The sequence below is a fragment of the Variovorax sp. 05T418 genome, assembly GCF_056396385.1.
In genome coordinates this window covers 209,638-231,165 of sequence record NZ_JBFTLJ010000003.1, presented here as the reverse complement: position 1 = coordinate 231,165, position 21,528 = coordinate 209,638, and the positions used below count along the sequence as shown (strand labels likewise).

At 69.8% G+C, this 21,528-nt stretch carries 17 protein-coding genes; 12 read left to right on the top strand and 5 right to left on the bottom strand.

The window, feature by feature from the left end; all coding sequences use genetic code 11:
• Positions 1 to 24: 24 nt before the first annotated feature.
• The gene (locus AC1DMS_RS07035; RefSeq protein ID WP_436288910.1) at positions 25 to 1,089 is read right to left on the bottom strand and encodes a tartrate dehydrogenase; all 1,065 of its coding nucleotides are present in this window, start codon (positions 1,087 to 1,089) and stop codon (positions 25 to 27) included.
• 111 nt (positions 1,090 to 1,200) lie between these two features.
• On the opposite strand from AC1DMS_RS07035, the gene AC1DMS_RS07030 reads away from it, so the two are divergent.
• A complete protein-coding gene (locus AC1DMS_RS07030) occupies positions 1,201 to 2,130 on the top strand; it encodes a LysR substrate-binding domain-containing protein (protein WP_012746177.1) in 930 nt (309 codons plus the stop codon).
• A gap of 29 nt (positions 2,131 to 2,159) precedes the next feature.
• Here AC1DMS_RS07030 and AC1DMS_RS07025 read toward each other — a convergent pair whose 3' ends face one another.
• Positions 2,160 to 2,489: a four-helix bundle copper-binding protein gene (locus AC1DMS_RS07025; RefSeq protein ID WP_436288911.1), complete on the bottom strand. Its 330-nt coding sequence runs from the start codon at positions 2,487 to 2,489 to the stop codon at positions 2,160 to 2,162.
• Between the two features lie 146 nt (positions 2,490 to 2,635).
• Between AC1DMS_RS07025 and AC1DMS_RS07020 the strand changes: the two genes are divergently transcribed.
• The 5 genes from AC1DMS_RS07020 (at position 2,636) to AC1DMS_RS07000 (ending at position 8,230) form a co-directional block, all read left to right on the top strand.
• Positions 2,636 to 3,952: a lytic murein transglycosylase gene (locus tag AC1DMS_RS07020; protein ID WP_012746179.1), complete on the top strand. Its 1,317-nt coding sequence runs from the start codon at positions 2,636 to 2,638 to the stop codon at positions 3,950 to 3,952.
• 115 nt (positions 3,953 to 4,067) lie between these two features.
• Positions 4,068 to 5,327, top strand: a complete 1,260-nt coding sequence (locus tag AC1DMS_RS07015; RefSeq protein ID WP_436288913.1) for a putative Na+/H+ antiporter — start codon at positions 4,068 to 4,070, stop codon at positions 5,325 to 5,327.
• Positions 5,328 to 5,369: 42 nt separating this feature from the next.
• Complete coding sequence (locus AC1DMS_RS07010; RefSeq protein ID WP_012746181.1) at positions 5,370 to 7,043, top strand: alpha/beta fold hydrolase; 1,674 nt, start codon at positions 5,370 to 5,372, stop codon at positions 7,041 to 7,043.
• A 46-nt stretch (positions 7,044 to 7,089) separates the two neighbouring features.
• Positions 7,090 to 7,677, top strand: coding sequence for a helix-turn-helix domain-containing protein (locus AC1DMS_RS07005; protein WP_278877636.1), 588 nt, complete (start codon positions 7,090 to 7,092; stop codon positions 7,675 to 7,677).
• 1 nt (position 7,678) lies between these two features.
• On the top strand, positions 7,679 to 8,230 hold the full coding sequence (locus tag AC1DMS_RS07000; protein ID WP_012746183.1) for a GNAT family N-acetyltransferase: 552 nt from the start codon (positions 7,679 to 7,681) through the stop codon (positions 8,228 to 8,230).
• On the opposite strand, the gene AC1DMS_RS06995 is transcribed toward AC1DMS_RS07000, so the two are convergent.
• A complete protein-coding gene (locus AC1DMS_RS06995) occupies positions 8,200 to 9,183 on the bottom strand; it encodes a DMT family transporter (protein ID WP_012746184.1) in 984 nt (327 codons plus the stop codon). The genes AC1DMS_RS07000 and AC1DMS_RS06995 overlap by 31 nt on opposite strands.
• A 138-nt stretch (positions 9,184 to 9,321) precedes the next feature.
• Between AC1DMS_RS06995 and AC1DMS_RS06990 the strand changes: the two genes are divergently transcribed.
• The 4 genes from AC1DMS_RS06990 to AC1DMS_RS06975 all read left to right on the top strand — a co-directional run bounded on the left by AC1DMS_RS06990 (position 9,322) and on the right by AC1DMS_RS06975 (position 17,064).
• Positions 9,322 to 10,197: a LysR family transcriptional regulator gene (locus AC1DMS_RS06990; RefSeq protein ID WP_012746185.1), complete on the top strand. Its 876-nt coding sequence runs from the start codon at positions 9,322 to 9,324 to the stop codon at positions 10,195 to 10,197.
• 89 nt (positions 10,198 to 10,286) lie between these two features.
• Complete coding sequence (locus tag AC1DMS_RS06985; protein ID WP_436288915.1) at positions 10,287 to 15,041, top strand: CapA family protein; 4,755 nt, start codon at positions 10,287 to 10,289, stop codon at positions 15,039 to 15,041.
• 5 nt (positions 15,042 to 15,046) lie between these two features.
• Positions 15,047 to 15,994 carry an alpha/beta hydrolase family protein gene (locus AC1DMS_RS06980; RefSeq protein ID WP_012746187.1) on the top strand — a complete coding sequence of 316 codons (948 nt, stop codon included), beginning with the start codon at positions 15,047 to 15,049 and terminating at the stop codon, positions 15,992 to 15,994.
• Positions 15,991 to 17,064: an aldose epimerase family protein gene (locus AC1DMS_RS06975; protein ID WP_018903596.1), complete on the top strand. Its 1,074-nt coding sequence runs from the start codon at positions 15,991 to 15,993 to the stop codon at positions 17,062 to 17,064. The genes AC1DMS_RS06980 and AC1DMS_RS06975 overlap by 4 nt, the downstream gene beginning before the upstream one ends.
• Here the strand turns inward: AC1DMS_RS06975 and AC1DMS_RS06970 are convergent.
• Positions 17,061 to 17,999, bottom strand: a complete 939-nt coding sequence (locus AC1DMS_RS06970) for an SMP-30/gluconolactonase/LRE family protein (RefSeq protein ID WP_012746189.1) — start codon at positions 17,997 to 17,999, stop codon at positions 17,061 to 17,063. The genes AC1DMS_RS06975 and AC1DMS_RS06970 overlap by 4 nt on opposite strands.
• Positions 18,000 to 18,136: 137 nt before the next feature.
• Between AC1DMS_RS06970 and AC1DMS_RS06965 the strand changes: the two genes are divergently transcribed.
• Positions 18,137 to 18,913, top strand: a complete 777-nt coding sequence (locus tag AC1DMS_RS06965) for an SDR family NAD(P)-dependent oxidoreductase (RefSeq protein ID WP_018903595.1) — start codon at positions 18,137 to 18,139, stop codon at positions 18,911 to 18,913.
• On the opposite strand, the gene AC1DMS_RS06960 is transcribed toward AC1DMS_RS06965, so the two are convergent.
• Positions 18,914 to 19,873, bottom strand: coding sequence for a LysR family transcriptional regulator (locus AC1DMS_RS06960; protein WP_012746191.1), 960 nt, complete (start codon positions 19,871 to 19,873; stop codon positions 18,914 to 18,916).
• Positions 19,874 to 20,029: 156 nt separating this feature from the next.
• Between AC1DMS_RS06960 and AC1DMS_RS06955 the strand changes: the two genes are divergently transcribed.
• The gene (locus AC1DMS_RS06955) at positions 20,030 to 21,481 is read left to right on the top strand and encodes an aldehyde dehydrogenase family protein (protein WP_012746192.1); all 1,452 of its coding nucleotides are present in this window, start codon (positions 20,030 to 20,032) and stop codon (positions 21,479 to 21,481) included.
• Positions 21,482 to 21,528 lie beyond the last annotated feature (47 nt).

The following is a 21,528-nucleotide window of genomic DNA, read 5'->3' as shown; positions in this document are numbered from 1 at the left end:
GTCTGCGCCGTGTGTTTGATTGGGTTACGCGAGCCGTGCGCACACGGCCTGCGTGACCTGCGCGGTGGTGGCGCGGCCGCCGAGATCGCGCGTGTGCAGCGCGGGGTCGGCCGTCACGGCTTCGACCGCCTGCATGACGCGCCGGGCGGCCTCGGCCTCGCCCAGGTGCTCCAGCATCATCACGACCGACCAGAAGGTGCCGACCGGATTGGCCAGGCCCTTGCCCATGATGTCGAAGGCGGAGCCGTGGATCGGTTCGAACATCGACGGGTAGCGCCGCTCGGGGTCGATGTTGCCGGTGGGTGCGATGCCCAGGCTGCCCGCGAGCGCGGCGGCCAGGTCGCTCAGGATGTCGGCATGCAGGTTGGTGGCGACGATGGTGTCGAGCGAGGCCGGCCGGTTGATCATGCGTGCGGTCGATGCGTCGACCAGTTCCTTGTCCCAGGTGACCTCCGGGAACTCCTTCGAGACCTGCAGCGCGATCTCGTCCCACATCACCATCGCGTGGCGCTGGGCGTTGCTCTTGGTGACGACCGTGAGCAGCTTGCGGGGCCGCGACTGCGCCAGTTTGAAGGCGAAGCGCATGATGCGTTCGACGCCGGCGCGCGTCATCATGGACACGTCGGTGGCGGCCTCGATCGGATGGCCCTGGTGCACGCGGCCGCCGACGCCGGCGTACTCGCCCTCGGAGTTCTCGCGCACGATGACCCAGTTCAGATCATGGGGGCCGCAGCGCTTGAGCGGGCCGTCGATGCCGGGCAGGATGCGCGTCGGGCGCACGTTGGCGTACTGGTCGAAGCCCTGGCAGATCTTCAGGCGCAGGCCCCAGAGCGTGATGTGGTCGGGAATATGCGGATCGCCCGCCGAGCCGAACAGGATCGCGTCCTTGCTGCGCAGCGCATCGAGGCCGTCGGCCGGCATCATCGCGCCGTGTTCGCGGTAGTGGTCGCCGCCCCAGCCGAAATTCTCGAACTCGAACGTGAAGCTGCTGCCGGCCGAAGCCAGCGCTTCGAGCACCTGCTGGCCCGCGGGCACGACTTCCTTGCCGATGCCGTCTCCGGGAATGGTTGCGATCTTGTACGTCTTCATGGCGATGCCTGCGGGAGGTTGAAAAAGAGCTTCCACTGTAAGAAGCAGCAGCCCGCGGAATCGGCGCTAAAGTGAAGCCATTGTTAACCTGAGTTCAACAGTGGGGCCACGATGAGCAGCGCCATCCTTCCGGCCGATCTCGGCTTCTTTTCCACCCTGGCCAGCGCCGGCAGCCTGAGCGCCGCCGCGCGGGAGCTGGGCATCACCACACCCGCGGTCAGCAAGCACCTGGCGCTGATGGAATCGCGCGCGGGCGTGCTGCTGGTCAACCGCTCCACGCGCCGCATGAGCCTCACGCCCGAGGGCGAGCTGTACCTGGAGCATGCGCGCCGCATCCTCGGCGAGATCGACGGCATGGAGGAGCTGCTGGGCGTGTCGCGCGCCACGCCGCGCGGCCAGCTGCGCGTGAACGCAACGTTGGGCTTCGGGCGCAGCCATGTGGCGCCGCTGATCTCGCGCTTCGTGCGCAAGCATCCGGCCGTGGAGGTGCAGCTGCAGCTGTCGGTCAATCCACCGGCGCCGAGCGAAGACCTGTTCGATGTCTGCGTGCGCTTTGGCGCGCCGCCGGACAGCCGCGTGGTGGCAAGGCACATCGCATCGAACCGCCGGCTGCTGTGCGCATCGCCCGCCTACCTGGCGGCGCGCGGCATGCCCAAGGTTCCGAACGACCTGGCCAGGCATAACTGCATCGGCATTCGCCAGGGCGAGGAAGCCTACGGCGTCTGGCGCCTGACGAGCGGCCGAGGCCGCCATGCGCGCACCGAATCGATCAAGACGCGCGGCAGCCTCGCGACCAACGACGGCGAGATCGCCGTGAACTGGGCGCTCGAAGGCCACGGCATCCTGATGCGGGCGGAGTGGGACATCAACCGCTACCTGCGCAACGGCCGCCTGGTGCAGGTGCTGCCGCAGTACTTCACGCCCGATGCCGACATCTACGCGGTGTATCCGCAGCGGCACCAGCTGGCCGCGCGCGTGCGGGCCTTTGTCGATTTCCTGGCGCTTTCATTCACGCAGCAGGTGGCGTCCGGCAAGGCATAGCCGGACGCGCGCGAGCCGGTCGCGGCAGCTCAGCGTGCCATCGCGCGGCACGCGGCTGCGCAATCGCGGCAGGCCTTGGCGCAGGCCTGGCAGTGCTCGTGCTTGTGCCTGGGGCATTCCTCGCCGCAGGCTTCGCAGATGCCGGCGCACAGCGCGCAGATGGCTTTCGCATGTTCGCTGCCGCGCGCCATGGCGGCCGCGGCAAACTGGCAGGCGGCCGCGCAATCCATGTCGAGCGCGATGCACCGGGCCATCATCTGGACGTCGGGCTCCTTCAGGCAGGACGCGGCGCAGTGATGGCATGCGGTGGCGCAGCCGTTGCACGCCTCGATGCATGCGGCGTAGGTTTGATGTGGCATCACTGTCCCCTTCGAGATTCGAGCCGCGGGAGTTCGCTGCTGCTGACGGCCCATGCTCGCTGGCCCGCCCACCGCAGCTGTAGGAAAGGGGCGCGTCGGTGCGTGAGAACGGCTTGCCGCCGTGCAGCACGGGTGAGAATCCGCGGATGCATCCAACCAGCAGCACCTCATTCCTGCAGTCCACCATCCGGCCCGCCCTTGTGGCCGCAGCCACCGCGGCGCTTGTCGCGGGCTGCGCTTCCGCACCGCCCGGGCCGGCGTCGCAGCCGCCGGGCTCCACGGCGAGTCAGCGGCCCGCAACTGCGCCCGCGCCCGCAGCCCCTGACGCTGCCGCGCTCGAGCAGCAGCGCTTCGCCAAATGGGTGGCAGACTTCCGCGCCACCGCACGCGCATCCGGCATCCGCGAAGCCACCTTGCAAAGCGCCTTCGACCAGGTGCAGTTTCTTCCGCGCGTGATCGAGCTGGACCGCGCCCAGCCCGAGTTCACACGCACGGTCTGGGACTATCTCGACAACACCGTCTCGCCCCAGCGCATTGCCACGGGCCAGGACAAGCTGCAGCAGGTGCGCGCCGAAGCCGATGCGGCCGCCGCGCGCTATGGCGTGCCGGCCACCGTCGTCGTCGCCATCTGGGGCATGGAAAGCAACTACGGCGGCAACTACGGCAGCACCCCGGTCATCGACGCGCTGGCCACGCTCGGCTTCGAGGGCCGGCGCGAAGACTGGGCGCGCCGCGAGCTGCTCGCGGCACTGAAGATCCTCGACAGCGGCGACATCGCGCGCGACCGCATGATCGGCTCCTGGGCGGGCGCCATGGGCCAGACGCAATTCCTGCCGTCGAACTTCCTGGCCTACGCGGTGGATGCCGACGGCGACGGGCGCCGCGACATCTGGGGCAGCATGCCCGACGTGGTGGCCTCGACGGCCAACTTTCTCTCGCGCTCGGGCTGGCAGGCCGGCATGCCGTGGGGCGTGGAGATCAAGTTGCCCGCGGGCTTCGACTACGGCCGCGCCGACATGGCCGTGCGCCAGCCGAGCGCGCAGTGGGCGGCCGAGGGAATCACGAGCATGGACGGCCAGCCGCTGCCGGAATTTGCCGATGGCTCGGTGCTGCTGCCCGCGGGCGCGCAGGGGCCGGCCTTCCTGGTCGGGCCGAACTTTCGCGCCGTGCTGCGCTACAACAACTCGACCAACTACGCGCTCGCCGTGGGCCTGCTCGCGCAGCGCCTGGGCGGCGGCCCCGACGTGCAGGCGCCATGGCCGAGGAACCTGACGGCGCTCTCGCGCAGCCAGATCGCCGAACTGCAGGCCGCGCTCACCCGGCGCGGCTTTGCCACTGGCGCGGCCGACGGCGTCATGGGCCCCGCCACGCGCGAAGGGCTGCGCCGCTACCAGCGCAGCGTGGGCCTGCCCGCGGACGGCTACCCGAGCGCGGAGCTGCTGCAGCGCCTGCAGCAGCCCTAGCCGGCGGGCCCCGTTAAACTGGGGCTGGGTGCGGGGCCGCTTGCTTCTTGTTGGCGGCGCCGCAGGTTCATGCGATGGTCGGGCCGCCACGCGGATCAACCACGCCATCCGTCCCATGCAAGAGCCCACCATCCAGTACCTTGCCGCAGCGATCTTCGCCGTCGCGCTCGTCCACACCTTCGCCGCCAAGCAGTTCGAGCGGCTGTCGCACCGCTTTCCCCGCCATGCCGGCCTCTTTCACCTGCTGGGCGAGGTGGAAGTCGTCTTCGGCTTCTGGGCCATCGTGCTTGTGCTTGCGATGGCCCTGGTCGTTGGCGGCGGGCCGGCACTCGGCTATGCGGAGTCGCGCAACTACACCGAGCCCCTGTTCGTCTTCGTCGTGATGGTGGTGGCCGCCTCGCGGCCCGTGCTGCGCACCGTCATGTCGGGCGTGAGCCTTGTCGCGCGGGTGCTGCCGCTGCCCACGCCCGTTGCGGCGGCATGGCTCGGCCTGGCGGCCGTTCCGCTGCTGGGCTCGCTCGTCACCGAGCCCGCGGCCATGACCATTGCGGCGCTGATGCTCGCGCCGCAGATCTTCAGGCCGCAGGTGCCCGAAGCCGTGAAGTACCTCGCGCTGGGCGTGCTGTTCGTCAACGTGTCGATCGGCGGCACGCTCACGTCGTACGCCGCGCCGCCGGTGCTGATGGTGGCCTCGACCTGGCAATGGGACAGCGCCTTCATGCTTGCCACCTTCGGCTGGAAGGCCGCCGTGGCCGTGCTCGTCAACGCCACCGTGGCCACTTTCGTATTGCGCAAGCACCTGCCCGCGGCTTCGAGCGCGGACGCGGCGCTCTCCGAAGCGCCCGTGCCGCCCGCCGTGGCGCTGGTGCACCTCGTGCTGCTGGCCGGTATCGTGCTGTTCGCACATCATCCGGTGGCGTTCCTCGGGCTCTTCCTGATGTTTCTCGGCTACACGCAAGCCTACGAGCGCCACCAGAGTCCGCTCATCATCAAGGAGGCACTGCTCGTCGGCTTCTTCCTGGCGGGGCTGGTGGTGCTCGGCGGCATGCAGCAGTGGTGGCTGGAGCCGGTCGTATCGAGCCTGCAGCCGCTCGCCTTGTTCTTCGGCGCACTGGGCCTCACGGCCATCACCGACAACGCGGCGCTCACCTACCTGGGTTCGCTGATCACCAACATCTCGGACGAATCGAAGTACATGCTCGTGGCCGGCGCGGTGGCCGGCGGCGGCCTGACGGTGATTGCCAACGCGCCCAATCCCGCGGGCGTCGCGCTGCTCAAGCGCGGCTTCTCCGACGAGACCATCGGCGCCGGCGGACTGCTGCTGGGTGCGCTCGGGCCCACGCTGGTGGCCGCCGCGGCTTTCATGCTGTTGTAGCGATGAAACCGCGCATGGCGCGGATCGAAAGGAGACGAAAACATGCGCACGTTCTTTCGCATCGGCTCGGCCGCAGCTGCGGTGCTCGCGGCGGCCCTGGCCATCGGCGGCTGCTCTTCGCATGGCGGTGCTGTTTCATCCAGGAGCGCAAGGGCGGCACCGCCGCCCACCGATTGCCGCGCCTGGGTCGGCGTCGACCGCAACCACGAACTGCCCGGCTACCGGCTGCCGCAGTCCGATGGCCGCACCGCCTGCGTGCCGTTCGGCGTCAATGCCTACCGCCCGCCAGCGGGCTATGCGGACAGCGACTACTACGTCGACGAATTCACAGATGCGCGGCTGAAGGAGCGCTGGCGCGCCTGCAAGGCCGATGCCGCCTGCTTTGCGCGCATCGATGCGCAGATGCAGCGCTGGCTGCCGCCGAACAAGGCGCGCGCGACGCGCTCGACCGGCGTGGTCGATCCTTCCGGCAGGATCGATCCGGAAGGGCCCGTCGACCTGCGGCAGATCCGGCGTCCGGCCTTCTTCGCCAAGGCGCCCTATGCCGAGGCGATTGCGCGCGCCGATGCCGGCACCTTCGTGGTCGAGTTCACCGTGCCGCGCGACAGCTTCGAGCGCATCGACCTGCAGATGGCCGATCCGGTCAAGCTGCGCGGCTGGTACATCGAAGGCCGCGGCGTCGACGATGGCAAGGGCGGCAGGATGCGCGCGCTGGTCGTCATGGCGCCGGGCGGCGGCGGGCAGCTCACCGCGATCCAGCACCCCGACGAAAAGCCCTACCGCATCGACCCGGCCACGGGCCGCGCGGTCGACGTCAAGTTCCCGAACGCCACCACCGAGACCATGGGCCAGCGCTGGTGGCGCGAGAACCTCGATGCGCTCAACCAGGCGGGCTTCGACGTGCTGGCCTACGACCGGCGCGGCGAGGGCATCTCCGGCGGATTCAGCGACACCCACACGCTGGAGCAGGGCGAGGACGTGTTTCGCGTGCTCGCGCAGTTCGACAGCGGCGACGGCCTGCGGCTGCTCACGCCCGACGGCCGCGTGCTCGAAGGCAAGGAGGCGGCCGGCAAGCTGCTGGGCGGCATGAAGTCGACGCGCATTCCGATCCTGCTTGGCGGCTATTCGCGCGGCTCGATGTCGACCGCATGGGCCATGGCCAAGAACTTTTCGGGCGCGTGCAGCTACGACATGCCGGTGCCCGAATGCCAGCCGCCCAAGGGGCTTTCGAACATCAAGGGCGCCATTCTGTTGTCTTCCTTTGCGAGCGGCGCGGGCTACCTGCCCGCATCGCCCGACCTGGCCGATCGCAACCTGTTCCTTGGCGGCATGGCGGCGGACCACCACATCCTTTTCTATCCGAACTCGGCGCCGCTCGCGGGCATGCACAAGTGGCCGGCCGCCTTCTTCGGCAAGGGCCTGTGGGACCGCGCCGAAACACTCGAAGGCACCATCGCCGCCTACGACCGCATTCGCGGTGCGCGCGAAATCGTGGTGGCCCGCGCGCCCCATTCCATCGAGACCTGGCCCGAGAGCGACAGGCAATACCTGCGCGAGCGGATGGTCGCCTTCGCGAAGGTGGCGATCACGGGCGGCACCACCGTGCCGGGCGCAAAGCCCTGGTCCAACCTCAAGGAGCTGGTCGCGACCACGCCTGATTCTTGGGAGCCGTCGTCGAGGCCGAAGGACGGGCAGGACGCTCCCGCCGGTCGATAACTCGCCTTGACTTCTATTCCATGATGTTGGATATTCATCCGGCATCATGGAAACTCAGCCGCCCAGCCTCAACGACCGCATCGCGCAGCGCGTGCGGGACCTGCGCGCCGACCGCGGCCTTTCGCTCGAGGCGCTGGCGGCGCATTGCGGCGTCAGCCGCTCGATGATCTCGCTCATCGAACGCGGCGAAAGCAGCCCGACGGCGGTGCTGCTCGAGAAACTTGCAACCGGCCTCGGCGTTCCGCTGGCGTCGCTGTTCGAGGCGCCGGTGCCTGCGTCGGGGCCGGTGTCCCGGCTGGCCGACCAGCTGCAATGGCGCGATCCGCATTCGGGCTATGTGCGCCGCAACGTGTCGCCCGGCGGCTCCGCATCGCCGATCCACATCGTCGAGATCCTTTTTCCGCCCAAGGCGCGCGTGGCCTACGAAACCGGCGCGCGGGAACCGCAGGTCCACCAGCAGGTGTGGGTGCTCGAAGGAAGCATCGAAGTCACGCTCGGCGACGAGCGCCACCGGCTCGGCACGGGCGACTGCCTGGCGCTGTTGCTCGACCGTCCCACCAGCTACTACAACCCCACGCGGCAGATCGCGCGCTATGCCGTCGTGATCGCCACCTCGCCCTCTTCCTGGAGATGACATGACCCAACCTGCGGCAACAGACTCCGCGCCACGCATCCGCCTTCTCTCCAGCGTCGGCGACGCGCATGTCCGGCAGCTGGCCGACCTGCTCGTCGACTGCGTCGAAGGCGGTGCCTCGGTCAGCTTCATGCTGCCGCTCACGCCCGAGCGCGCCCAGGCCTTCTGGCAGCGCGTGGCCGAAGGCGTGGCAAGCGGCGAGCGCGCGCTGCTGGTGGCCGAAGACGCGCAAGGCATCGTCGGCACCGTGCAGCTGGTGCTCGGGCAGCCCGAGAACCAGCCGCACCGCGCCGAGGTTTCGAAGATGCTCGTGCACCGGCGCGCCCGGCGCCAGGGCATCGGCGCACTGCTGATGCAGGCCGCCGAACAGCTCGCGCTCGAACACCGAAAGACCCTGCTCGTGCTCGACACCTCCAGCGCCGAGGCCGAGCGGCTCTATGCCCGGCTCGGCTGGACGCGCGTCGGCGTGATTCCGGGCTATGCGCTGCTGCCGGGCGGCGCGCCCTGCGACACCACCTACTTCTATCGCGCGCTGGCGCCGCAGGCGCGGTAGCCCGCGGTGCTGTTGCCGCCCGCGGCGCGCGCTGCGGGTGCGGCTGCCGCCCTGCGGCTCGCGGCCGTATGCAGCAGCAGTCCGCCGACCACCATCGCCATGCCGGCCAGCTCGTGAGCCGATGGCAGCTTGCCCAGCGCGACGCCCATCAGCAAGGCCGACACCGGAACGAAATTCAGGAAGGCCGTGCCGGTGACGGCGCCCAGCGTGCGAACGCCATAGTTGAAGGCCAGCACGGAGATGGCGGAGGGCACCAGGCCCACGAACAGCAGCGCGTGCCACGACAGGCGCAGGCCCTCGGCGCTGGGTGCGTGGCTCGCGCCGAAGGCGGTGGCGAGCAGCGCGCCCGCCAGCAGCAGCGGCCACGAAGCCAGCACCGTGAGCGCCGAATACTCGACCACGTCGAGCGCCGGAAAGCGCGCCGCGCCGCGCGTGTACCAGATCCAGCCCAGCGTGCCGGCAAAGGCCACCGCGTCGCCGAAGAGCGTCGAGCCGGCCGACGAGGCGCCGCCAAAGAGCAGGCCCGACACCATGGCAACGCCCGCGAGCGCCAGCGCCGTTGCCAGCAGCGCCAGCCGCGCGGGCCGCACGCCATCGAAGGCCCAGCGCACCAGCTGCGTAGTCATGGGCGTGGTGGCCACGATCACCGCGCCGTGCGAAGGCACCGAGTGCGCGAGCCCGACGAACAGCATCACGCTGAAGACGCCGAAGCCCGCGGCGCCCCGCAATGCCAGCGGCACCGCATGCAGGCGGAGCTTGCGCCAGGGCACCGCGCCGCGCGGCAGCAGCAGCGCGGCGAACAGCAGGGCCGACATGCTGTAGCGGATCAGCGTGAGCCACATGGGTTCGACGTGGTGCAGGACGTCCTTGCCGACAAGGAACATGGCACCCCATCCGGAGGTGGCGAGCAGCAGCGCGGCAATGCCGAGCGGGCGTGGGTTGGCGGTGGACATGGTGTGCGGGCCTCGTTGCATTGAATCGATGGCACCAAGCTTGGGCTTTTCCGCGCCGCGCGGCCATTCGCTTCTTTGGACCAGGGCCTCCGAAAAAACGAAGGGACGCGGGCCGCGCCAGCGCTCACAATTTGCGCCATGGAGCTCTACCAATTGAAGACCTTCGTCGCCATTGCGAAGGAGGGCAGTCTCACCCGCGCGGCCGAGCGCGTGTTCACCAGCGCGCCGGCTGTCAGCGCCCAGCTCAAGGCGCTGGAGGACGAACTGGGCGTGAAGCTGTTCGAGCGCACGCCGCGCGGCATGGTGCCCACGCAGGCCGGCCGCAGCCTGCTCGAGGAGGCCGAGCGCACGCTGGCCTCGGCCATGCGCATGCGCTCGGCCGCCGAGCAGCTGCGCGGCGCGGCGCAGGGCGTGGTGCGCTTCGGCACCGTGGTCGACCCGGTGGCGCTCAGGCTCGGCGAGGTGCTGGTGAAGCTTGCCGAGCGCCACCCGCAGGTCACGCTGCAGCTGCGGCAAGGCCTGTCCTTCGAGACGCTGGCGGCGGTGCAGCGCGGCGAGCTCGACTGCGCCTACGCGCTCAGCGACAGCGAGCAGGTCGAAGGCATGGAGCTGCTGCGCCTCGTGCCGGTCGAGCTGGTCGTGACGCTGCCGCTGCCGGTTTCCGAGGCCCACCCCGGCCTCACGCTCGACGAGCTCACCCGCCTGCCGTGGGTGGGAACGCCGCCCTCGTGCATCCTGCGCACGCACCTCGAGAAGCTCTTCGCGGGCGCCGGCCGCGACTACCGGCAAGGGCGCACGGCCGACAGCGAGAGCGCGGTGCGCAGCATGGTCGCGAGTGGCATGGGCGCCGGCCTGCTGCGGCTCGACCAGGCCGAGCAGGGCCAGCGCAACGGCGAGCTCGCGATCTGGAACGGCTGGCGCTCGCGCACCTGGCTTTGCTGGCTCGCGGCCGAAGGCCGGCATGCGAGCGCCGTCGAGGCGGTGCGCAGCGCGGTGCTCGAAACCTGGACCTGAGCGGCGCGCGGGGAGGCCGCCGAATTTGCAGCGGGCGCGCGCGGCCTGTCATCATTCGCGCCTGCATGACCCAAGAACCGACTCTTTCCATGGATCTGTTGAACCGCGCCAGGCAGATACTGGCCGCCCCGGACGGCACGCTGCCCGGCGCCGCCGCCACGCCCGAGGCCGGCTGCGTGGTACTGATTGCCATGGGCGACGGCACGAGCCGCGCGCGCGTGGTTGCCGGGCGCGCCGAAAGCGCCGAGCAGGCCTGGCAACAGGCCAGCGATGCAGCAGTTGCGCTCGCACAGCGCATCGGCATGCAGCCGCGCCATGTGCGCGTGGAACTGGTCGACCAGGTCGAGCCCATGAGCTGGGGCGCGCTGAAGGCCCGCCTGGCGGGCACCAGGCGCAACTACTTCAACCATGGCGTGTCCTTCGACGCGAAGTTCGAGGTGGCGCTGCTCGCGCCGGAGATCAACGGCAGCGCCGTCTTCTACAACGGCACCGTGGACCATGCCGAGCCCAATCCGGGCAACCTGCGCCTTCATGCGAAGCGGCGCTTCGGTGCCGAACTCGATTTTCCGCAGGATGACGCGGCGCCGGTGTGGTGCTTCACCACGCGCGCGGCCTATGCCGATACCGAAGGCGCGTGGCCGATCACTCCCACGGGCCAGTCGGCGGGCTACCGCACGCTGCCCGAGTGGGGCGCCGGCCAGGTGCGCAGCCTCGTGGACAGCGCGAGCGACTATCTTGCGGCGCAGGTCAAGCCCACGGGCGAGTTCCACTACGGATGGTTCCCCTGCTTCGACCGCGCGATTCCCACCTACAACACGCTGCGCCACGCGAGCTCGACCTATGCGTTGCTCGAGGCCTGGGAGCTGACCCGCAGCGACAGCCAGAAGGCGGCCATCGACCGCTCGCTGTCGCTGCTGACGAAGCGGCTGATCCGCCAGGCCGAGCTGCCGGGCGGCACGCGCGCGGCCTACCTGCTGGACGTCGGCGACGAGATCAAGCTCGGCGGCAACGCGGTGTGCCTGCTGGCGCTCGTCAAGTACACGGAGCTCACGGGCGATCCGCAGTACCTGCCGCTGATGGAGCAGCTCGCGCTCGGCATCCAGGCCATGCAGGACCCGGCCAGCGGGCGCTTCGTGCACGTGCTCAACTACCCCTCGCTCGAAGTGAAGGACGCCTTCCGCGTCATCTACTACGACGGCGAAGCCGCCTTCGGCCTGATGCGCCTGTACGGCCTCACGCGCGACGAGCGCTGGCTCGCGGTGGTCGAGAAGGCCTTCGAGCATTTCATTGCCGCGGAGCACTGGCGCGCGCACGACCACTGGCTGAGCTACTGCGTCAACGAGCTCACGCGTGTTCGGCCCGAGACGCGCTACTACCAGTTCGGGTTGCGCAACGTGGCCGACTACCTGGACTTCGTGCTGGAGCGCATCACCACCTTTCCGACCCTGCTCGAGCTCATGATGGCCGCGCGCGAGATGGTGGAGCGCCTGGCCGCCGACCCCGCGCTGCGCCCGCTGCTCGAAGGCTTCGACCGCGCCAAGTTCGACCGCGCGCTCGAGCACCGCGCGCGCTACCTGGCCAACGGCTACTTCTGGCCCGAGCTCGCGATGTTCTTCCGCAACCCGGACCGCATCACCGGTTCGTTCTTCATCAAGCACCACAGCTTCCGCGTGCGCATCGACGACGTGGAGCACTATCTCTCGGGCTACGTGGCTTACCACCGGCTGTTGAAGCACCGCGAAGCATCGGGACTCCCGGCTGCGTGCGGAATTCCCCAAGCCACTTCTGCGCCAGCGCCGGCGGACAGTGGCCGCGCGCCCGTCGCGGTCTGGGGCGGCGACGTGAACCTCGGCCGCCGGCTGCACTACCGCCTGGCAGAGCTCGGCGGCCCGCAGGAGATGCTTGGCGGCATCGCTGCACTTCGCGAGGCGGACCTGCGCATCGCCAACCTCGAATGCGTGGTCGCCACCACCGGCGAACAGGGCGTCGAGAAGGATGAGAGCAGCCCCTACTACTACCGCGCCCGGCCCGAGATGCTCGCGGTGCTGGCCGAAGCGGGCATCGGCATGGTCGCCACCGCCAACAACCACAGCGGCGACTACGGAGCCGCCGCGCTGATGGAGCAGCAGGCGCTGCTGGATGCCGCCGGCATTGCGCACGCGGGCACCGGGCGCAACCTGGATGAGGCGCTGCGGCCGGCCATCGGCCGGGCCGGCGGCGTGCGCGTGGCGCTGTTCTCGCTCGACGCCACGCAGCCGCGCTTCGCGGCAACGGCCGATGCTCCGGGTGCCGCCTGGCTGCCGCTCGGCGATCCCGCCGCCTGGACTGCCACGCTTGCGCCGCGCATTGCCGCCGCGCGTGCCGAGGCCGATGTGGTGCTGGTGGCCGTGCACTGGGGCGCAAACCTCGAAACCGCGCCTTCGCAGGCCGAAATCGATGTCGGCCATGCCATCGTCGATGCCGGTGCCGACGCAATTCTCGGCAGCTCGGCCCATGTGCTGCAGGGCATCGAGATCTACCGCGGCCGGCCGATCCTGCACGATGCGGGCGACCTGTTGTTCGAATCCGTCCGCAACGACCTCGGGGATTCCGGTGTGTTCTCGCTGGCGCTGAGTGTGCGCGGTGTCGAAGAGGTGGTGTTCACGCCCATTGGCGTGGGTTTCGGTTTCTCGCGGCAGCACACGGGCGCGCCGGCCGAGGCCGCGAGTGCGCGCTTCGCCGAGCAATGCCGCGCACTGGGGACCGAAATGGTGCCGGTGGCGGGAGGCCGGTGCGCGGTGAGGCTGTCGCCACCCGAGCGGCGGCCCGCCCTCGCCGCCGCAGCGCCCGCCGCGCGCGCGCCTCGCGCCATCAGGCCGCTCCTCGCGCCCCGGCCCGAATGGATGGCCGATGCGGTGCCGCCCGACGCATGGGTGCCGCCTCTCCAGGCCGGGCCGCTGCGCCTGGTGGGCGTGCGTTGCGCGCCGCGCCAGCTCGTCGGGCGGCGCATGCTGTGGGTGGAGTCTTTCTGGACCGCCGACGCGCCCGTAACGGCCGACCTGCGCATCCAGTTCCGCGCGGTCCCGCTGCGCAGCACCCGCATGCCCGCGTGGGGCGAAGGCATGGACCACGAGCCCTGCGACTGGATGTGGCCGACCAGCCGATGGGAGCCGGGCCGCATCTATCGCGACCGCTACGGGCTGCGCGCGCCTCGCGCCGGCCTGCTGGAGAGCGATGTGCTGCAGCTCGAGCTGCGCGTACGCGGCGCGCTGGCTGGGCTGCCGCCCGCGCGCCGGCTGTCCATCTGGTGCGGCCTGCGCGTGCCCGGTGCGCCGGTGCCATTGCCCGCGCGGCCCGCGCCCGTGCCCGCGGCCCTGCATCCCGGTGCCAGCCCGACCCCGGCGCCGGTCTGGACCGCCGAGCATCTGCAGCGCATCACGGGCGGCCGATGGCTGGTCGAGCCTCCGCCAGGCTGGTTCGTGAACTCGGTGGTGCGCGGGCCGCGCCATCTGCCGCTGCTGCCGCCGCCTGTGCTTTTCGTCGCGGCCGACTACGACACGCTGGCCGCGCACGAGAACTACAGCAAGCGCCTGCCCGGCAATCCGGACCGCCACGCCGACCTGCCGTCGCTCGAAAAAAAGCTGGCAGGCGCGGTGGTCGCGCATGCGGTGGAAGGACTGGCTCCCGACTTTCCGCTGCTGCAGCTGGACGATCCGATCCGCGGAATGATCGCGCTCGGCGAGGCGGCGCGCGCGCGTTTCAAGGGCTTGGTGGTGGGGGTGACCGGCACGGTCGGCAAGTCGTCCACCATTGCCATGCTGCGCGACCTGCTGCCCGAAGCCGCGCGCGTGCACACCACCGTGGACAACTACAACTCGCGCGTCGGCGTGCCGGCCATGCTGGCCAATCTCGGGCCCGATGCGGACGTGTGCATTCTCGAAATGGCGCAGAGCGGCCTGTGGATGGACCGGGGGCCGATCTCGCTGATGGCGCGGCCGCACGTGGCCATCATCACCGAGGTCGGGCTGTCGCAGACCCGCCAGGCCTCGACCCTCGAACAGACGGCGGCCTTCAAGTCGCGCATCTTCCTGGGGCTGGAGCCTGGCGGCGTCGCGATCGTGCCCGACCACATTCCCTGCCTCGCGCAGGTGGTGCGCGCCGCCGCACTCACGGCGGGCGCCATCTGGGTGGTGGGGCCCGGGCCGGACGCCAACATCCGCGTGCTCGACACGCACCCCGAGCCCGGCGGCGGCTGCCGCGTGCGCATTGCGACGGAGGGCCGCAGCTTCGAGTACCTGTTTCCCATCGCGAGTGCCGGGCTGGTGCGCAACTCGGCCCTGGCGTTTGCCGCGCTGCTGGCGATGGGCTTCGATGCGGATGCCGCCTGCGCGCGCATGCCCGGGGTGCGGCTTCCCGCGTCGGTGATGCAGGTGCGCACGCTGCGCACCCGGGCCGGCATCGAGGCCACGCTGATCGACGACAGCTGGAACGCCGAGGTCATGTCGATGCGCAACGCGATGGAGTTCGTGCGCACCTACCGGCGTGCGGACGATGCGCCGGTGCAGCGCAAGATCGGCGTGCTCGGGCGCATCGTGAACCTCGGGCGCGATTCGCAAGCCCTGCACCGCGGCCTTGCCGAACCGCTGCTGGCCTCCGGCATCGAGCACCTGGTGACGCACGGCGCAGAGATGCGCTGGCTGCGCGAGGATGTACCGGCCGGGCTGCTCGGACCGCACTTCGACGATGCCGAGAAACTCGCGGACTACCTCGGCACCTTCCTGCGCGACGGCGACCTGGTGCTGCTGAAGGGCGACCGCGTCGGTTCCGACTTCGGCACCATCCCCCAAAGGCTGCAGCAGCTGTGACACCCATGGGCGCATGGCGACGGTGCACCCGCTTCGCGTGGCTCCTGCTGGCGCTCGCGCAAGCGGCGTGCGCACAACGCGCAGGCCCCGATCCGCGCGTGCCGGCCGCCTCCAAAGACCAGGCGCTGCAATGGAACCAGCCTGCCGTACGCGCGAACTGCCCCGACCGGCGCGGCTACCTCTGGGTGCAGCCGGCCGAAGGGCCGGCCTGCATCCGCTACTTCGCAAGCGACGAGATCGATGGCGCGCGCGTGGCCATCGTGCAGTTCTCCGGCGACCGCGACGGCGTGATGGACCAGCCGCCCGCGCGCATCCCCGGCAACACCGCGGCGCTGCGCACGCTCGACGCGCAGCGCAGCCGCAACCGCTCCGGCGTGCCGTGGATCTTCATGGCACGGCCCGGCACCTACGGCTCGTCGGGGGACCATCGCAAGCGGCGCGAGCCCGTGGAATTCCATGCCCTCGACGCCGCGCTCGATGCGCTCATGCAGCGCCACCAATTGCAGCGCATCGTGATCCTGGGCCACAGCGGCGGTGCCACGGCCGGCGCGGCGCTCCTCACCATGGGCCGCACGCGCGTGGCCTGCGCGGTGCTGACTTCGGGCGCCTATGGCCTGCTCGAACGCGCGCGCATGCTGGGCATGTCGAGGGGCGGCCGGACCGACACCACCGGCAGTGCGCAGTTCTACGATCCGCTCGAGCATGTGGGCGGCATCGTGCGCGACCCGTCGCGGCGCATCGTGCTGATCGGCAACCGCGACGACCGGAACACGCCCTTCGCCCTGCAGCAGCGCTTTGCCGATGCGGTGGCGCAGGCGGGCCACCGCATCGAGCTGCAGACCCACGCGGCCGAGCCGCCCACCCACCACGACCTCACGGACGGCATCGGCCTGCAAACCGCATCGCTGTGCGCGCGCGAGGCGCTTTTTCCACCAACTCCAGCAACCGAATGAGCAGCAACATCACCACCCGCGAATTCGGCCGCATGCCCGACGGCCGCATCGTGACCGAATACACCCTGGACAACGGCCTGGGCCTGCGCCTGGGTGCCATCAACCATGGCGGCATCGTCACCGCATTGCACGTGCCCGACCGGCATGGGCACAGCGGCAACATCGTGCTCGGCCTGCCGAGCCTTGCGGACTACCTGGGCCCGCATCCGCACCTGGGCACCATCGTCGGGCGCTATGCGAACCGGATCGCGGGTGGGCGCTTCACGCTCGATGGCGCCCAGCACCAGCTCCCGCTGAACAACGGCGCCAACTCGCTGCACGGCGGGCACCGGGGCTTCGGCACGCGCTTCTGGCAGATCGAGCCGGTGCCGGCGGACGGCGCGGCGGGCGAGGAAATCGCCATCGAGCTTCGCTACACCAGCGCCGATGGCGAAGAAGGCTTTCCGGGCGAAGTGCAACTGACGGTGCGCTACGCGCTCAGCACCCGCGAGAACACCTGGCGCATCGACTACCGCGCCGTGACCGACCGGCCCACGGTGCTGAACCTGAGCCACCACGACTACTTCAACCTGGCGGGCGAGGGCGCGGTGCTGGACCATCGGCTCATCATTCCCGCGAGCCGCTACTGCCCCGTGGATGCAGGCCTGATTCCGCTCGGCCTTGCGCCGGTGGCCGGAACGCCATTCGACTTCCGCGCGGCCACGCCGGTCGGCGAGCGCATCGATGCGCCGCACGAGCAATTGCGCGTCGCCGGCGGCTACGACCACAACTGGGTGCTCGACCGCGAGCCCGCCGGCCTGGCGCTGGCGGCGCGGCTCGAGCACCCGCCGTCAGGGCGCGTGATGGAGGTGCACACGACCGAGCCGGCGGTGCAGTTCTATTCGGGCAACTTCCTCGACGGCAGCCTGCGCGGCGCCGATGGCGAGAGCTTGCGGCGCGGCGCCGGGTTGTGCCTGGAAACGCAGCACTATCCCGATTCGCCGAACCAGCCGGACTTTCCTTCGACGGTGCTGCGGCCGGGCGAAGTGTTCAGCAGCAGCACGCTGCACCGCTTCGGCACACTGGCCTAGCCCCCGAACTCGGCCGCAAGCAGGCCGGGGCTGCCGATGCGCACCGCGAACAACCCGCCGGCCAGCGGCTCGGCCTCGAGCTGTTCGGCCGTGAGCCCGCTGCGCGCGGTGCTGATGTAGAGCGTGCACAGGTCCTCGCCGCCGAAGGCGCAGTCCGTGACGTTGCTTGCGGGCAGTTCGATGCGGCACAGCTCGGCGCCGCTCAGCGGGTCGTGGCAGCTCACGCAGTGGCCGCCCCAGCGCGCGATCCAGAGGCGGCCGGCCGCGTCGGTCGTCATGCCGTCGGGCAGGCCATCGCCCTCGGCAAAGCGAAGCCACACCCGCTTGTTGCCCACCGTGCCGGCTGCGCTGTCGAAGTCGTAGGCATAGACGCAGCCTTCCACCGTGGCATTGAAGTACATCGTGCGTTCGTCGAGCGACCAGGTCGGCCCGTTGGTCACGGCAAAGCCGTCGTCGTGGCGCGTGCAGCGGCCGTCGGCGTCGAAGCGGTAGAGCGCGCCGGTCGGTGCCACGCAGTCGAAGTCCATGGTGCCGCCCCAGAAGCGGCCCTGGCGGTCGCACTTGCCGTCGTTGAAGCGGTTGCCGGGCCGGTCGGGCTCGGGCTGGTGCAGGTAGCGCGGCGCCGCATCCACCGCGGGATCGAACAAGGCGAAGCCGCGGCGCATGGTGACGATCAGCCCCGGCGCGTTGGCGCGCTCGGCCAGCGCGGTGATCTCCTCGTCGAACTGCCAGCTGCGCCGCGCGCCGCTGGCCGGGTCGAGCCGGTACAGGCGGCTTTCGAGGATGTCGATCCAGTAGAGCGCCCGTTCGCGCGGCGACCACAGCGTGCCCTCGCCGAGCGTGGCGCCCGCGGGCCACAGGCACTCGGGCTGGCCGAGGATCGATGGCACGCCAAGGGGCGTGGGAGTGGATGCGGTGCGGCCGGTCTGGGTCATTTGTTTTGCGCCTTTGTTGTCTCTGTCCTTGACGCGGCGGATCGTATCAAGGCATATTGATAATAGAAACCAAACTATTTGGCATCAAGTGATATTGATTTTGCAATGTCACCGCCAGCTCTCTGGAGACACGCATCTTGAAGGATTCCCCGCAGCTTTCGATCCATCCCAGCCTGAAGGGCCGCACGGTGTTCGTCACCGGCGGCGGCAGCGGCATTGGCGCGGCCATGGTGGCCGCGTTCGCCGCGCAGGGCGCACGCGTGGCCTTCGTCGACATTGCCGAAGGCGCCAGCGCCGCGCTCGCCCAGCGCATCGTGCAAGAAGGCCATGCCGCGCCGTGGTGGCGCGCCTGCGACGTGCGCGACATCGGCGCGCTGCAAAAAGCCATTGCCGACGCGGCCGCCGAACTCGGCGACTTTGCGGTGCTGGTCAACAACGTGGCAAGCGACGACCGCCACACGCTCGAATCGGTCACGCCCGACTACTACGACAACCGCATGGCCATCAACGAGCGGCCCGCGCTGTTCGCGATCCAGTCGGTGGTGCCGGGCATGCGGCGGCTGGGCTTCGGCTCGGTGATCAACCTGGGCTCCACGGGCTGGCAGACCAAGGGCTCGGGCTACCCCTGCTATGCGATTGCCAAGTCGTCGGTCAACGGCCTCACGCGCGGCCTTGCGGTGGAACTGGGCCGTGACCGCATCCGCATCAACACCGTGTCGCCGGGCTGGGTGATGACCGAGCGGCAGGTGCAGCTCTGGCTCGACGACGAGGGCGAGCAATCGCTCAAGCGCAACCAGTGCCTGCCCGACAAGCTGATGCCCGAGGACATCGCGCGCATGGTGCTGTTCCTCGCGTCGGACGACGCCAGGATGTGCACCGCGCAGGAGTTCACCGTGGACGCGGGCTGGACCTGATCAGTCCATCTCGAGTTTGCGGCCGTAGACGCTGAGGCTCGCGGTCTTCAGCGCCTTCATCATCACCTTGGCGGCCGGCGACAGCAGCCGGTCGGTGCGCGTGATGATGCCGAAGGCGTCCATGTGGCAGGGCATGTCCAGCGGCAGCAGCGACACGATGCCGTGCGCGGCGTAGTAGCGCGCCACGTCGGTCGCGAGCACGGCCACCATGTCGCTCTGCTGCAGCATGCGCGTGATGAAGAGCAGGGCCGAGCTCTCGATGATGTTGTTCGGCGGCACCAGGCCTTCCTCCTGGAACATCAGCTCGAAGCGGTGGCGCAGCACGCTGCCCGCGGGCGGCACGATCCAGCCGGCGCCCACCACGTCGCGCAGCGTGAGGCCGCTCACACCCAGGAGCGGATGGCCCGGGCGCACCAGCGCGCACACCGGCTCCTCGGCCAGCGCTTCGTAGCGCAGCTGCGACTTGTCGTGCTCGGCGAAGAGCCGCGCCACCAGGATGTCGAGCTTGCCCTGCTCGAGCCGCTCGATCAGCACCGCGCTGGTCTCGATCTCGAGCGACACGCGCAAATCGGGCTGCTCGCGCTTCACCATCGCCACCGCGGGCGGCATCAGCGTGAGGCCGGGCGCGGTGATGGCGCCCACGCCCACTTGGCCGAAGCGGCCGGCCTTGAGCGCGGTGAGTTCGTCGTGCGCCTGGTTCAGGCTGGCCAGCGCCACGCGGGCATGGCGGATCATGGTTTCGCCGTACCAGGTGGGCCGCATGCCGCGCGGCAGCCGGTCGAACAGCGGCACCTCCAGCACGTCTTCCAGGTCCTTCAGCAGCTTGGAGGCCGCGGGCTGGGTCATGTTGAGCACCTGGGCCGCGCGGTGGATGTTGCCTTCCTCCGCCAGCGCCACCAGCAGGAGCAGCTGCCGCGTCTTGAGGCGGGCGCGGATGAACCAATGGTTGTAGTTGGTCATGTCTCGTGGGTTGTTGTTTGTTAAAGCTTTGTGATCAGAGGGTTTTCCAGAATCCAGCGATTGATATGCATTTTGTCGAAAAAATGATTGGATTGATATCAATTCTGTTCATAGACTCGCCCCACTTCCAAAACGAGAGACAAGGTTGGCGCGCAGGTGATTCACGGCGAGATCCATCAGAACGTGCGGCAATACATCAACGGCCGCTGGGAAACCAGCGCGACCACCGGTGTGAGCGCCAATCCTTCGGACACCAGCGAAGTGGTGGCCGAATACGCACGGGCCGATCGCCGCCAGGTGGAGTCCGCGATCCGCGCGGCCGCCGATGCCTTTTCCCACTGGAGCCACAGCACGCCGCAGCGCCGGGCCGACGTGCTCGACCGCATCGGCACCGAACTTCTGGCGCGCAAGGACGAGCTGGGCCTGCTGCTGGCGCGCGAAGTCGGCAAGACCCTGCCCGAGGCCGTGGCCGAGGCGGCGCGCGCGGGGCAGGTGTTCAAGTTCTTCGCGGGCGAGGCGCTGCGCGGCGGCGGCGAGAACATGGCCTCGCTGCGTGCGGGCGTGCAGGTCGACGTCACGCGCGAACCGGTGGGCGTGGCCGGGCTCATCACGCCGTGGAATTCGCCGCTGGCGGTGCCGGCCACCAAGATTGCACCGGCGCTCGCGCATGGCAACTGCGTGGTGTTCAAGCCGGCCGAGCTGGTGCCGGCCTGCGGCTGGACGCTGGCCGAGATCATCAGCCGCGCGGCACTGCCCGCAGGCGTGTTCAACCTCGTGATGGGCAGCGGCCGCGAAGCCGGCCAGGCGCTGGTCGACAGCCCGCTGGTCGATGCCCTGAGCTTCACCGGCTCGGCGCGCAACGGCGAACGCATCCTGCAGGCAGCTGCCGCGCGGCGCGCCAAGGTGCAGCTCGAGATGGGCGGCAAGAACGCGCTCGTGGTGCTGGCCGATGCCGACATCGACCACGCGGTCGACTGCGCGGTGCAGGGCGCCTATTTTTCCAACGGCCAGCGCTGCACGGCGTCGAGCCGGCTGATCGTCGAGGCCGCGGTGCACGATGCCTTCGTCTCGCGGCTTCGCGAGCGCCTCAAGGCGCTGAAGATCGGCCATGCGCTGGAGCGCGGCGTCGACGTCGGCCCGCTGGTCGATGAAGAGCGCCTCGCGCGCAGCCTGGCCTGGGTCGGCATTGCGCGCGAAGAGGGCGCCGAGCATGTGTGGGGCGGCGAGCCGCTCCAGCGCGCCACGGCCGGCCACTACATGAGCCCCGCGCTGTTTTTGGCCCAGCCCGGGCACCGCATCGCGCGCGAGGAAATCTTCGGCCCGCTGGCCTGCGTGCTGCGCGCGGCCGACTACGACGAAGCGCTGGCGCTGTGCAACGACACGCCTTCGGGCCTGAGCGCGGGCATCTGCACCAATTCGCTCAAGCACGCGATGCATTTCAGGCGCCATGCCGAAGTCGGCATGACGATGGTCAACCTGCCGACGGCGGGCGTGGACTTCCACGCGCCCTTCGGCGGGCGCAAGGGGTCGGGCTACGGGCCGCGCGAACAAGGGCGCCACGCCGCGGAGTTCTACACGACGGTCAAGACCGGCTACATGCTGGCCTGACCACCACGGACGGTTTTCATCAGCAAGCAAACATAGCACTCAGAAAG